This window comes from Paraburkholderia sp. Ac-20340 (genome assembly GCF_017104965.1).
Taxonomy (GTDB): Bacteria; Pseudomonadota; Gammaproteobacteria; order Burkholderiales; family Burkholderiaceae; genus Paraburkholderia.
Window position 1 is genome coordinate 378,336 of the sequence record NZ_JAAGPR010000002.1, and the last position, 13,711, is coordinate 392,046.

General features: G+C 66.4%; 7 protein-coding genes. 4 read left to right on the forward strand and 3 right to left on the reverse strand.

What is annotated here, in order from left to right; all coding sequences use genetic code 11:
• Window positions 1-17: 17 nt before the first annotated feature.
• Window positions 18-2,852 carry a bifunctional [glutamate--ammonia ligase]-adenylyl-L-tyrosine phosphorylase/[glutamate--ammonia-ligase] adenylyltransferase gene (gene glnE / locus G3N59_RS04640; protein ID WP_205981374.1) on the reverse strand — a complete coding sequence of 945 codons (2,835 nt, stop codon included), beginning with the start codon at window positions 2,850-2,852 and terminating at the stop codon, window positions 18-20.
• Window positions 2,853-3,137: 285 nt separating this feature from the next.
• On the opposite strand from glnE, the gene G3N59_RS04645 reads away from it, so the two are divergent.
• The 4 genes from G3N59_RS04645 to aroG all read left to right on the forward strand — a co-directional run bounded on the left by G3N59_RS04645 (window position 3,138) and on the right by aroG (window position 11,565).
• On the forward strand, window positions 3,138-7,523 hold the full coding sequence (locus G3N59_RS04645; RefSeq protein WP_205981375.1) for an AsmA-like C-terminal region-containing protein: 4,386 nt from the start codon (window positions 3,138-3,140) through the stop codon (window positions 7,521-7,523).
• Between the two features lie 127 nt (window positions 7,524-7,650).
• The gene (locus tag G3N59_RS04650; RefSeq protein ID WP_205981376.1) at window positions 7,651-8,502 is read left to right on the forward strand and encodes a carbon-nitrogen hydrolase family protein; all 852 of its coding nucleotides are present in this window, start codon (window positions 7,651-7,653) and stop codon (window positions 8,500-8,502) included.
• Window positions 8,503-8,592: 90 nt separating this feature from the next.
• Window positions 8,593-10,059, forward strand: coding sequence for a metalloprotease TldD (gene tldD, locus G3N59_RS04655; protein ID WP_205981377.1), 1,467 nt, complete (start codon window positions 8,593-8,595; stop codon window positions 10,057-10,059).
• A 432-nt stretch (window positions 10,060-10,491) separates the two neighbouring features.
• Complete coding sequence (aroG, locus tag G3N59_RS04660) at window positions 10,492-11,565, forward strand: 3-deoxy-7-phosphoheptulonate synthase AroG (protein WP_205981378.1); 1,074 nt, start codon at window positions 10,492-10,494, stop codon at window positions 11,563-11,565.
• Window positions 11,566-11,654: 89 nt separating this feature from the next.
• On the opposite strand, the gene hmpA is transcribed toward aroG, so the two are convergent.
• Both hmpA and G3N59_RS04670 read right to left on the reverse strand, forming a co-directional pair.
• On the reverse strand, window positions 11,655-12,869 hold the full coding sequence (gene hmpA / locus G3N59_RS04665) for an NO-inducible flavohemoprotein (protein ID WP_205981379.1): 1,215 nt from the start codon (window positions 12,867-12,869) through the stop codon (window positions 11,655-11,657).
• 108 nt (window positions 12,870-12,977) lie between these two features.
• Window positions 12,978-13,565, reverse strand: a complete 588-nt coding sequence (locus G3N59_RS04670; protein ID WP_205981380.1) for a cob(I)yrinic acid a,c-diamide adenosyltransferase — start codon at window positions 13,563-13,565, stop codon at window positions 12,978-12,980.
• Between the last annotated feature and the right edge of the window lie 146 nt (window positions 13,566-13,711).

Sequence of the window (13,711 nt, forward strand, 5' to 3'; positions counted from 1 at the left end):
AGCGTCCGCCAACGCCCTCACTCCCCGCCCCGCTCCCCGAACACCCGCTTCCACAGCGCCAGCACGACTTCGCGCTCGCGCTCCACGCGCGCCGGGTCGACGCGCGCGGTCTCCATGCCGTCGAGCCGCAGTTGATGCTGCAGCTTCCGGTACAGCCGGTACGCCGCGCCGATCGTATCGGCTTCTTCCTCGCTCATCAGCCCGAAGCGCGACACTTCGCGCACCAGCGCGATATTGCCGGTGTTGCGGATCAGCTCCGGGTCCTGCGCCGCGTGCAGCAGCACCCAATACTGCACCGTGAACTCGATATCGACCATGCCGCCGCGATCGTGCTTGAGATCGAATAGCGCCGTGCGATTCGGATGCCCCTCCTGCACGCGCTGACGCATCTCGACGATCTCCTGCGCAAGCGGCGCCGCATCGCGCGGCGTCGTCAGCACCTGCACGCGAATCGCCTCGAAGGCATTGCCGATGGCCGCATCGCCCGCCGAAAAGCGCGCGCGCGTCAGCGCCTGATGCTCCCAGACCCACGCCGTATTGGCCGCATCGCCTTCGCGCAACTGATAGCGGCGGAACGAGCCGAGATCGGTCACGAGCAGGCCCGATTCGCCATTGGGCCGCAGCCGCAGATCGATGTCGAACAGCGTGCCCGCGCCCGTCGCCGTGGTCAGCCAGGTGATCAGGCGGCGCGCGAAGGCCGCGTAGATTTCGGCGGCGCGATCGTCCTCGTCGTCGTAGAGGAAGATGATGTCGAGGTCCGACGCGTAGCCCAGTTCCTTGCCGCCCAGCTTGCCGTAGGCGATCGCCGCAAAGCGCGGCACGTCGCGATGGCGCTTCGAGAACTGCTTCCAGACGGTTTCGATGGTGACGTCGAGCACCGCATCGGCGAGTTCGGAAAGCCGGTCGCTCACGTGTTCGACCGACAGCCGCCCGGCCAGGTCGTTGAGCAGAATGCGGAACACTTCGGCCTGGTGCGCGTGACGCAGCAGGTCCATCTGCTGCTCGACATCGGCGGCGGCACTCATGCGCGCACGCAGCAGACGCGAGAACTCGGGCCAGTCGAACGGCGAGGAAATCGCTTCGTCGTCGAGCAGTTCGTCGAGCAGTTGCGGATGGCGGATCAGATAGCCCGCCGCCCAGCGCGACGCGCCCAGCACCTTGAGCACGCGGTTGAGCGCGTCCGGGTATTCGGTCAGCAGCGCGAGATAGGCGCCGCGCCGGATCACCGCTTCGAGCAGGTCGAACATGCGCGCGAGCGTGTCGCCGCGCCGCTCGCGCGGCTCCAGCGTGCGCGCGGCTTCGAGCGCGCGTTTGGCGACGCTGTCGAAGCGCTCGCGGCTCTTTTCCGGCAAACCGGTGTAACGCGACGATTGCCACAAGCCGCGCAAACGCGCGAGCAGCGGCGCCGGATCGTCGATGCCGAGTTCGGCGAGGCGCGCGAGCAGGTCGCCGTCCGCGCTTTCTTCGGCCAGCGCGCCGCTCCAGACCCACGCGGCCGCGCCGTCGTCGGGCGCGCCGCAGCCGCTTTCGCCGCCCACCTTGTCGGAAAAGATCTGGTCGAACTGCTGCTCGACCTTCTCGCGATGCGCTTCGAGCGCCACCATCAGCGCGGCGTAATCGGCGTAACCCATGGTCTGCGCGAGCGCCGCACGCTCGGTTTCGTCGACGGGCATGGCGTGCGTCTGCGCGTCGTCGCGATATTGCAGACGGTGTTCGAGTTCGCGCAGGAAGTTGTAGGCAAGCGTCAGGTCGTGGCAGACCTCGGGCGCAATCAGGCCGCGCGCGGCCGCGTAGCCAAGCACGGCGAGCGTCGGGCGCACCCGGAAGCCCGCGTCCTGGCCGCCGCGAATCAGCTGGAACACCTGGGCGCTGAATTCGATTTCGCGGATGCCGCCGCGCCCGAGCTTGATGTCGTCGGCTTTATCGGGGCGCATCATGGCGCGGCGCTGCGCTTCCTGACGAATCTGCAGATGCAGCGAGCGGATCGCGCTGATCACGCCAAAATCCAGATAACGCCGATAAACGAAGGGCTTCACCAGCGAATCGAGTTGCGTGGCGAGGCGCAGGGCGCTCTCGCTCTCGCGCTCGGAAACGAGGCGGCCCTTGATCCACGCGTAGCGCTCCCACTCGCGGCCCTGCACGTAGAAATATTCTTCGAGCATGCCGAGGCTGCACACGAGCGGCCCGGAATCGCCGTTCGGCCGCAGGCGCATATCCACGCGGAACACGAAGCCGTCCGCCGTCACATCCGAAAGCGCGCCGATCAGCCGCTTGCCCACGCGCGTGAAAAAATCCTGGGTGGCGATGGGCGAACGCTGGCCGCCGGTGGTTTCGCCATCGTCTTCGTAGACGAAGATCAGGTCGATATCCGAGGACACATTGAGCTCGCGCCCGCCGAGCTTGCCCATGCCGACCACGCCCAGCGTCAGGCGCTCGCCGTTGGGGCCGTGCGGTTCGCCGAACAGCGTTTCGAGGTCGGCGCTCACGACTGCCAGCGCACGCTGGATCGCCACTTCGGCCAGGTCGGTCATGGTGCCGGTGACTTCGGCGACATCGGCGTTGCGGGCGAGATCGCGCTCCATCACCGCGCAGATGACTTCGGCGCGCAACTGGCGCAGCGCTTTTTTCAGTTGCTCGTCGGTCAGCGGGGGAACCGTGGCGGGAACAGCGGCGGCACCGGCGGGCGTGCCGCTTGCTTGCAGACACAAGGCGTCGAGCCGCGCGACGATGCGCTCGCGCGTGATGGGCGATGTGGCCAGCGCGGCGACTTCGTGCGCGAGGTCGGCACGGGCGGCGTAGACGCGCGCTGCATAGCGCGAATAACTGGAACTCAGGAGAGGAATGTCAGTCATGAAGGCTCTGGCTCGGCTGATTCGACTAATAATGTTGCGTGTAGCGCGGAGAGTGGATGACGAGGAAGGGCGATGGCGGGCAAGTCACGCGACGGCGGCCTGCGCTGATGGATTCGACGCGCCGGGCTAAATATCGCCGGTCGCAACGCAAAATTTCCGTGCCCGAAATGCCGCTCGCCGCTCTGCCGCTTACCATTCCGGCTTCCCCGGATGGCCGGTCCCACGGCCCTGTGTGATACATTTCGTCGTCAGAACGCAACGCTACCATACCCCACCCGCCGCAGCATGTCCGAGCGTAACGATCCCGCCGGCTCGCCTCAAACCGGACAAGTCAGCCGGGAAAGCGCAGACGCGGGCCCGCAACATCATCACCCGGTCTTGCGCCACACGCTACGCGTGCTGGCGTGCATCGCGCTCGTCTTTTACTTTATCGTCGCCACGCTGCTGCTTGGCCTGCGCTACATCGTGCTGCCGCACGTGGACGATTTCCGTCCGCGCATCGAAAAGCTCGTCTCCGACAAGATTCACGCCGACTTCCGCATCGGCAAGCTTTCGCCGCACTGGTCGGGCTTCCAGCCGGGCATCGACGTCGCCAATCTGACGATCCGCGACCGTCACGGCAAGCTCGCGCTCAATGTTCCGCACGCCACCGCCTCGGTCGCCTGGCGCTCGCTCGTGACGTTCGAGCCGCTGCTCTCCAGCGTGATCGTCGAGAACCCGGACGTGGCAATCGCCCGCGAAGACGACGGCACGCTCACCGTCGCCGGCGTGCCCGTGCCGACCGCCCACACCGGCAACGCCACCTTCACGACCTGGCTGATGCGCCAGCAGGCCATCGTGCTGCGCGGCGGCACGCTGCGCTGGCGCGACGCCACGCGCGACGCGCCCGAACTCAAGCTCAGCAACATCCGTCTGGCGATTCTTAACGACGGTTACGACCATCACCTCGCCCTGCAGGCGCCCGCCGAGGGCACGGTGCTGCACGGCCCGCTCGACTTCCGCGCCCAGTTCAAGCACGCGCGCTTCGCCCAGGCCGGCAAGCCGAACGCCTGGAGCGGCAGCGCCTATGTCTCGGCCGGCCCCGTCGATCTGCCCACGCTCGCGCGCTATATCAACCTGCCGATCACCACGTATGCAGGCCGCATCGACAACGCAATCTGGGCGAATTTCGAAGCCGGCCGCATCGTTTCCGCCGATGGCGTGCTCAACGGCAACGATGTCGCGCTGCGCGTGAAGCCCACCCAGCCGCGTCTCGATCTACCGATCGCGAAATTCAACTGGCGCATGGGTCTCGCGCCCGGCGACTACACGCTGCAACTGCGCGACTTCCGCGCCGAACTCGGCCAGCCGCCGCTCGACGACGGCACGCCGCTCACGCGCTCGCTCGCCTTCACCACGCTCGACGCGCGTTTTCGCCAGCAGACGTTGCAGAACGGCCAGCTGATTTCGGTGAAGGGCGACCGCATCGATCTGGGCATCCTCGCCGAATTCATGCGCGGCCTGCCGCTGCCGAGCCGCGTGCAGACCGCGCTCGTGCGCTTCAATCCGCGCGGGCTGGTCGCCAACTACGATCTGGCGATGGAGCGCAGCAAACCCGATTCGGGCGAAGCCGCCGCCGAGCAGCGCAGCACCAGCGCCGAGCCGTTGCTCCACTACCGTTTCAAGGGCGATCTGCAGGGCTTCAGCGTCGCGGCCCAGGAACCGGGGCCGGGCCTCACGCCGCGCAACCATCCGCGCGCGGGCCTGCCGGGCGTCGAAAACCTCTGGGGGCGCATCGACGCCGACGAATCGCACGGCACGATCGACTTCGATACCGCCGACGCCGCCATCACGCTGCCGGGCGTATTCGACGATCCGCGTCTGCACTTCGACCGCCTGTGGGGCGCGGCGAAGTGGACGGTGGCCGCGCAGCGCCAGCCTGGCGACAAGATCAAGGGCTTCGACGTCAACGTGACCGAACTCGGCGTGCAGAACGCCGACGCGCGCGCCAAGATGACCGCGCACTACCGCAACCCTGGCCACGGGCGCGGCGCGCTCGATCTCGTCGCGCATTTCGATCAGGCGCAGGTGAAGGCGATTCCGCGCTATCTGCCCACCAGCATCAGCGAAAAGACCCGCACGTATCTGGGCCACGGTTTGCAGGCCGGTCTTTCGAAGGGCGCGACGATCGAGATTCACGGCGATCTCGCCCAGTTCCCCTACTCGCGCGACCCGAGCGCGGGCCAGTTCCGCATCGTCGCGCCGTTCGCGAACGGGCGCTTCGACCCGTCGCCGTTCCCGCCGAAGAAGATGCGCAACGGCGCGCCCAATGTCTGGCCGGCGTTCGACGGCATCGACGGCGTGTTCAAGCTGTCCGAAAACAAGCTGCGTTTCGATGTGGCGCACGGTCATTACCGCCGCTTCGTGCTGCATGACGTAAGCGGTCGTATCGACGAACTCGGCGTGAAGGGTTCCGATCTGGTGATCGAAGGCGCGGGTCGCGGGCCGCTCGCCGATCTGCTCGATTACGCCGATAACAGCGCGCTCGGCGCGATGTCGAAGCACGCGGCCGCGAAGGTCGAGGCGCAAGGGCCGGCCACGCTCGCGCTCAAGCTCACGATCCCGCGCAAGCCGATGCCGAAGGTGGCCGTGGCGGGCGCGGTCGGTTTCGAGAACAACACGCTTTCGGCGCACAACGTACCGCCGCTGTCGAACCTGAACGGCCGCGTGCGCTTCACCAACCGCAGCGCCCAGGTCGAGCGGCTCACGGGCCGTTTCCTCGGCGGCGATCTGCGCGCCAACGGCGGCATGCGCGAGGACGGACACTATGACGTCAACGTCGCGGGCAATGTGGCCGTCGATGCGGCGCGCGGGCTCAATTTGCATGGCACGGCGGCAGCGGTGCTCGGCCGCTTCTCGGGCGCGGCGCCCTACTCGCTTTCGGTGACGGGCACGCGCGGCCATCTGCCCGACGTGAAGGCCAGTTCCGACCTGACCGATCTGGCCATCGACCTGCCCGCGCCTTTCGGCAAGACGGCGGGCACGCAGATGCCGCTGCGCTTCGCCTTGCAGCCCGGTCCCGGCGACGATCCCAACGCGCAGGCCGCCCCGCTTTCGGCCAGCGACGCCGCCGCGTTCCAGCACGCCGAGCTCACGCTCGGGCCGCTGGCGGCGCGTTACGTGCTGCGGCGCAATCCCGGTCATGTGCCGCAAGTCGTGCGCGGCGCGATCGGCATGAACAAGCCCGCCGATCTGCCGTCGGACGGCGTGACCGCAGCCGTCGACCTGCCCTCGTTCGATGCCGATGCGTGGCGTCGTGTGGTGCAGGAACTGCGTGGGACGGCGGCGGCCAATCCTGCCGTTGCTGCAGTCGCTGCGGGTGCGACGCCGGCCAGCGCTGCGGCGTCCGCGCAGACAGGCCCGACCGCGAGCGCTCCTCAAGCTGCCTCGCAAACGATAACGTCCACCGCGACATCGACCGCCACGCCGCCTGCGTCATCGCTCGCGCCGGGCGGCGCATTCGCGTCTTATGTGCCCTCGCGTTTCGCGGTCCACGTCGGCACGCTCACGCTGCTCAAGCGCCACTGGGAAAACGTGATCGTCGGCGCGTCGCGCGACGCCAACCAGTGGCAGGCCAACGTCGCCTCCAATCAGGTCTCCGGCCACGTCTCGTGGAAACCGGGCGCGGTGCCGGGATCGCCCGGCACGCTCGAAGCGCGCCTCGCGCGCCTCGTCGTGCCCGCCGCAACCGAAAACGATCTGCTCGGCCAGGCGGTCTCGCAGCCCGCGCAGAACATGCCGTCGATCGACCTCGTCGTGAACCAGCTGATCGTGCGCGGACGCGACTTCGGCCGTCTGCAGATCAACGCGCACAACTTCGACGAAAACGGCGTGCCGGTCTGGCAGCTCGACACGCTCGACATCGTCAATCCGGCTGGTCATTTCACGGCGACGGAGAACTGGCGCGCCATCGGCGACGAAACCGCTCCGGCCGATACCGCAGGCGGCGCCGCGCAGACGCCGCGCCGCACCGCGCTCGACTTCCATCTCGACATCAAGGATGCAGGCGACCTGCTCGAGCGCGCGGGCGTCGCGCACGCGATCAAGGGCGGTTCGGGCACGCTCAGCGGCAACCTCGTGTGGCGCGGCGGCCCCAGCAAACTCGACTATCCGACGCTCAACGGCAGCCTCGCGCTCGACCTGCGCCACGGCGAAATCCTGAAGATCCATCAAGGCGTGGCGACGCTGCTCGGCGTGCTGAGCCTGCAAAGTCTCGCGCGCTACGCGAGCATGGATTTCCGCGATGTGATCGGCGAAGGTCTGCCGTTCACGAGCGTCACGGGCAGCGCGCAGATTCAGAACGGCATCGGCCGCACCAGCGACTTCAAGCTCGTCACCGCACCGGGCCGCGCGCAGATGATGGGCAGCGTCGATCTCGCGCATGAAACCCAGGACCTGCGCGTGCACGTGGTCCCGACGGTGAGCGCGGGCGCGGGCGTGATCGTCGCGGCGGTGATCAATCCGCTGCTCGGCCTGGGCGCGCTGCTCGGCGACATCGCGCTCTCGCACACGGTCGAAACCACCTTCGCGCGCAACTACGCCATCACCGGTTCCTGGGCCAAACCGCACGTTGAGCGACTGCTGGGCGATCAGGGTAAGATGGACGCGCAGGTTCCGGCGGCGGCGCATTGAGTTCCACATCGTCTGCCGATGATCGCTGCGAGGCACGCGCCGTGCGCGCCTCGCAGCGATCCAGCAACGCGCAATCGCACAACATGCAGCGCTCCGGGCCCGACCACTGTCCAAACAAGAGCCGTCGATGAGCGAATCTTCCTCCCGCGCAACATCCAGCGCCCCGGTTACGCCGTTCCGCGTGGCCGCCTTGCAGATGGTCAGCACGCCCGAGCCCGCCCGCAATCTCGCCGAAGCCGAACGCCTGATCGCCGCTGCCGTCGCGAAGGGCGCACAACTCGTGCTGCTGCCCGAATACTTCTGCTTCATGGGTCACAAGGACATCGACAAACTAGGCGTGCGCGAGCCCTACGGCGACGGCCCGATCCAGCGCTTTCTCGCCGATGCCGCGCAACGTCATAAGGTGTGGATCATCGGCGGCACGCTGCCTTTGAAAGCCGAGGAAGAAAACCGCGTGCTCAACACCACGCTCGTGTTCGATCCGAGCGGCACCGAGCGCGCGCGTTACGACAAGATCCATCTGTTCAGCTTCGAAAAAGGCGCCGAATCGTTCGACGAAGCGCGCACGATCCGCCCCGGCACGCAGGTGCGCACCTTCGACGCGCCGTTCGGCCGGGTGGGCCTGTCGGTCTGCTACGATCTGCGCTTTCCCGAGCTGTACCGGCGCATGGGCGACTGCGCGCTGATGGTCGTGCCATCGGCGTTCACCTACACCACGGGCCGCGCGCACTGGCGAACCTTGCTGAGCGCGCGCGCCGTCGAAAACCAGTGCTACGTGCTCGCCGCAGCGCAAGGCGGCACGCACGAAAACGGCCGCCGCACGTGGGGCCACAGCATGCTGATCGATCCGTGGGGCGAAATCGTCGATGTGCTCGACGAGAATCCCGGCGTGGTGATCGGCGATATCGACCTCGAACGCATCGCGGCCGTGCGCGCCAGCCTGCCCGCGTGGCGGCATCGCGTGCTCGACTGCAACTGACACGCTTCCCGAGCCAACCATCGACCAGGGCGTCTTGATTTCGCCGTACCGCGCCCGAATCTGCCATCTGAAACTTTCCATATTGAGCGCATGAACATCATCGAACCCGGCATCCGCAATCTGGCGACCGCGAAGGAAGTGCTCCTCGCGCCCTATGGCCTCGACGAGGCGCTGCTCACGCGCACGCTCGGCGAGATCTTCACGCACCGCGTCGACTACGCCGATCTCTACTTCCAGGCCACGCGCAGCGAGGCATGGAGCCTGGAGGAAGGCATCGTCAAGTCGGGCAGCTTCAGCATCGATCAAGGTGTGGGCGTGCGCGCGGTATCCGGCGAGCGCACCGCGTTCGCCTATTCCGACGACCTCTCGCCCGAAGCGATCCGCCAGGCGGCCATCGCCACGCGTTCGATCGCCAAGGCTGGCGGCGGCAAGCAGAAAATCCAGGTGGCCACCTCGCTCAAGGGCGTCGCGGGCCGCGATCTGTATCTGCCTTCCGATCCGCTGACTTCGCTCGACGCCACCGAAAAGGTCAAGCTGCTCGAACGCATCGAGCAGATGGCGCGTGGCCGCGATCCGCGCGTCACCCAGGTGATGGCGGCGCTCGCGGGCGAGTACGACGTGGTGCTGGTCGCGCGCAGCGACGGCGCGCTCGCCGCCGACATCCGCCCGCTCGTGCGCGTGTCCGTCACCGTGATCGCCGAACAGAACGGCCGTCGCGAAGTGGGCAACGGCGGCGGCGGCGGTCGCTACGACTACAGCTATTTCACCGACGACGTGCTGTCGAAATACGTCGACGACGCCGTGCATGCGGCGCTCGTGAACCTCGAAGCGCGTCCGGCGCCGGCTGGCGCGATGACCGTCGTGCTCGGCCCGGGCTGGCCTGGCGTGCTGCTGCACGAAGCGATCGGCCACGGGCTGGAAGGCGACTTCAACCGCAAGGGTTCGTCGGCGTTCGCGGGTCAGATCGGCCAGCGCGTGGCGGCCAAGGGCGTCACCGTGGTGGACGACGGCACGCTGCCGAACCGCCGCGGCTCGCTCAATATCGACGACGAAGGCAACCCGACGCAGTGCACCACGCTGATCGAGGACGGCATTCTCAAGGGCTATATCCAGGATTCGCTCAACGCGCGCCTGATGAAGATGCCCGTGACCGGCAACGCGCGCCGCGAATCCTACGCCGCCCTGCCGATGCCGCGCATGACCAACACCTACATGCTCAACGGCGACAAGGACCCGCAGGAAATTCTCGCTTCGGTGAAGAACGGCCTGTATGCGGTGAACTTCGGCGGCGGTCAGGTGGACATCACCAACGGCAAGTTCGTGTTCTCGGCCTCCGAGGCCTACATGATCGAAGACGGCAAGATCACCTACCCGGTGAAGGGCGCGACGCTGATCGGCAGCGGCCCGGAATCGCTCAAGTACGTGAGCATGATCGGCAACGACATGCGCCTGGATTCGGGCGTGGGCGTGTGCGGCAAGGAGGGCCAGAGCGTGCCCGTGGGCGTGGGCCAGCCGACGCTGCGCATCGACCGCATGACGGTCGGCGGCACGGTCTGACGACCCTGTTGACCTGAAGCCGCTACGCAGGCTTCATGCATGGCGATGCGGAAATTCCGCATCGCCATGCGGATTTCCCGCACTGAAGCGAGAATTTCCGCGGAACATCCGCTTTTTCGCCGCGACCCGCTTGCCAGCCTGAAGAAGGCCGGGTTATAAAGGCAATCACCCTTTTCGACGCAACGAACCGAATCCGCCATGTTCGCCACGAAGTTTTATTTTTACTTCTTTTGGTATCTCAGACCGCTGGCGGATCGAGAGGGTTGATAGTACGCGCAGGACCCCGAACAAACGAAAACCGCCAGCCTAGCCTGGCGGTTTTTTTTCGCCCGGCTTCTTTGGCCCCCCACTCATACGAGCCTCACTTTCATCTAGCAGATTGCCGACGTTTCGCATCGCGAAGCACGCTACACAGGATCAGGAGAAAACAACATGCCCCCGCACAACACCGACGATGTCCGCATCCGCGAACTCAAGGAACTCACGCCGCCCGCACACCTGATCCGCGAATTCCCGTGCTCGGAAGCCGCTTCCACGCTGATCTACGAATCGCGCCGCGCGATGCACCGCATCCTGCACGGCATGGATGATCGTCTGATCGTGATCGTCGGGCCGTGCTCGATTCACGACACCAAGGCCGCGGTCGACTACGCGAAGAAGCTCGTGGAGCAACGCTCACGCTTCAAGAACGAGCTGGAAATCGTCATGCGCGTGTACTTCGAAAAGCCGCGCACGACGGTGGGCTGGAAGGGTCTCATCAACGACCCGTTCATGGACAACAGCTTCAAGATCAACGACGGCCTGCGCACCGCGCGCGAACTGCTCGTGTCGATCAACGAACTCGGCCTGCCGGCGGGCACCGAATACCTCGACATGATCAGCCCGCAGTACATCGCCGATCTGATTTCGTGGGGCGCGATCGGCGCGCGTACGACCGAATCGCAGGTGCACCGCGAACTGGCTTCGGGTCTCTCCTGCCCGGTCGGCTTCAAGAACGGCACGGACGGCAACGTGAAGATCGCCGTCGATGCGATCAAGGCCGCGTCGCAGCCGCACCATTTCCTCTCGGTGACGAAGGGCGGCCATTCGGCCATCGTCTCGACGGCGGGCAATGAGGACTGCCACGTGATCCTGCGCGGCGGCAAGACGCCGAACTACGACGCGGAAAGCGTCAACGCGGCCTGCAACGACATCGGCAAGGCGGGTCTCGCCGCGCGTCTGATGATCGACGCGAGCCACGCGAACAGCTCGAAAAAGCATGAGAACCAGATTCCGGTCTGCGCCGATATCGGCCGCCAGATTGCCGGCGGCGACGAGCGCATCGTCGGCGTGATGGTGGAATCGCACCTCGTGGCGGGCCGCCAGGATCTGAAGGAGGGCTGCGAGCTGACCTACGGCCAGAGCATCACCGACGCGTGCATCGGCTGGGACGAAAGCGTGGGCGTGCTCGAAGGGCTCGCCGAAGCGGTCAAGCAGCGCCGTATCGCGCGCGGCAGCGGCAACTGATGGTTCGCTGACGCTCGATGATGTGGACAGCCCGGCCAGTTCTGTCGATCACTGGCCGGGCTTTTTTACGTCGATCGCTTCGGGTTCGCTCAGTCGAGCATGCCCGAGCCGAAGATTTCCGTGTGGATGCGCGCCGCGTCCACGCCGCGCGCCAACAGCGCTTCGCGCTGCGCGCGCATGAAGGCGACCGGGCCGCAGATGTAGTAATCGGCATCCGGCAGCATGACGTCGGCTTCGATGCGCGCGATGTCCATGCGGCCTTCGAAGTCATAGTCCTTGCCGGGCTGATCGTCCGCGCTCACGGCCTCATAGAACACCGCGCGCTTGAGGTTCGGATGCTCGGCGGCGCTGCGGCGCAGCCAGTCGCTGAACGCATGCACGCGAGCGTTGCGGCAGGCATGCGCGAAGGTGATCTGGCGCTCGCTGCGTGCGGCCAGCAGCGTGGCGAGCATCGACGCCATCGGCGTAATGCCGACGCCGCCGCTCATCAGCACGACCGGCGTGCTCTTGTTGCGATCGAGCGTGAATTCGCCCATCGGCGCGCTCACGTGGACAATCGCGCCCTGCTCGACGCCGTCGTGCATCAGGTTCGAGACGAGGCCCGGCTGCACGTCTGCGGCGGCGCTGTTGCCCGCTTCGCGCTTCACCGAAATGCGCAGCCAGCGGCCGTGCGGCGCATCCGAAAGACTGTATTGACGCGGCTGATCGACGCCGAGTTGATCGACGAAGCGCGTCACGCTCACGTACTGACCCGGCTCGAAACCGCCAGCCGGCGCGCCGTCCGCGGGTGCGAGATAGAACGAGGTGATTTCGTCGCTTTCCACCTGCTTGCGCACGACCTTGAACGGACGGAAGCCGCTCCACGGCGCCGCTTCATAGAGCTTCGATTCCGCGCCGATCATGATCTGCGCGAGCTGCGCGTAGGCCACGGCCCAGGCGTCGAGCGTGGCTTGATCGACGGCGTCGCCGAGTACATCGACCACGGCGCCCAGCAGATGGCGCCCGACGATCGGATAGTGTTCCGGGCGAATGTTCAGGCTCGCGTGCTTGTGCGCGATATGCGTGACCGCGCCGCTCAGCGCGCCCAGATTGTCGATGTTCGCCGCGTACGCATAGACCGCGCGCGCCAGCGTTTCGGGCTGGCTGCCGCTCTTCTGATGCGTCTGGTTGAAGAGGTTCTTCAACTCAGGATGCGCATTGAACATGCGCTGATAGAAATGCTTCGTGATGGTCGTGCCATGTTCGGCAAACACGGGCGCGGTGGCCTTGACGCGGGCGATCTGGTCGGCGGTGAGCGCGGTCATTGCGGCTTCTCCTCGTTAAAGATGTACACAAGATACATCTTTAACGGCACGGACTGTCTGGTCATTTTGTCGCACCCCAGCAAAAGGTCGGGGTGCGCATCGTGCCCTTTATTCGATATCCGCGGCAACGTCAGATTGGCCGCGATCATGGCGCCAGAGCACGTCACTGCCGCCCGCCGCGCGATTGAGCACGCGCGCAAGCACGAACAACAGATCGGATAGCCGGTTCACGTAGCGGCGCGGCGTCTGCGCGAGTTGCGCTTCTGCGTCCTGCACATCGCCCAGCGTGACGATCGAGCGTTCCGCGCGCCGACAGACCGTGCGGCAGACATGCGCGAGCGACGCTGCGCGCGAACCGGCCGGCAAAATGAACTCCTTGAGCGGCGGCAGCGTGGCGTTGTAATCGGCGAGCCAGGCGTCGAGGCGCGCAAGATGCGCATCGGTGACGATCGTGTGCCCCGGCATGCACAGCTCGCCGCCCAGGTCGAACAGATCGTGCTGGATCGCGATGAGCGCGGCACGCACGTCGTCGGGCAGCGGCTCGCAAAGCAGCACGCCGATGTTCGAATTGAGTTCGTCGACGTCGCCGATAGCGGCGATACGCGCATCGTCCTTGCGCACGCGGCTGCCGTCGCCGAGTCCGGTCGTGCCGTCGTCGCCGGTGCGCGTGGCGATCTTGCTCAGGCGGTTGCCCATGATGTGTCTCTCCAGAAACGTGAACGTGCTTGAAGCTGTTGCTCGAAGCCGGGATTGTCGCTTGCCCGCGCCCAGCGTGGATCATGCAGTGCAGCATGGCGCATGAACTCCGGGCTGCCCCGCCTTTGCGCCCGGAACGTTGAGCG

Coding starts and splice junctions, on each gene's coding strand:
- hmpA (WP_205981379.1), bottom strand. CDS start 12,869: ATGACCGCGCTCACCGCCGACCAGATCGCCCGCGTCAAGGCCACCGCG.
- G3N59_RS04670 (WP_205981380.1), bottom strand. CDS start 13,565: ATGGGCAACCGCCTGAGCAAGATCGCCACGCGCACCGGCGACGACGGC.
- glnE (WP_205981374.1), bottom strand. CDS start 2,852: ATGACTGACATTCCTCTCCTGAGTTCCAGTTATTCGCGCTATGCAGCG.
- tldD (WP_205981377.1), top strand. CDS start 8,593: ATGAACATCATCGAACCCGGCATCCGCAATCTGGCGACCGCGAAGGAA.
- aroG (WP_205981378.1), top strand. CDS start 10,492: ATGCCCCCGCACAACACCGACGATGTCCGCATCCGCGAACTCAAGGAA.
- G3N59_RS04645 (WP_205981375.1), top strand. CDS start 3,138: ATGTCCGAGCGTAACGATCCCGCCGGCTCGCCTCAAACCGGACAAGTC.
- G3N59_RS04650 (WP_205981376.1), top strand. CDS start 7,651: ATGAGCGAATCTTCCTCCCGCGCAACATCCAGCGCCCCGGTTACGCCG.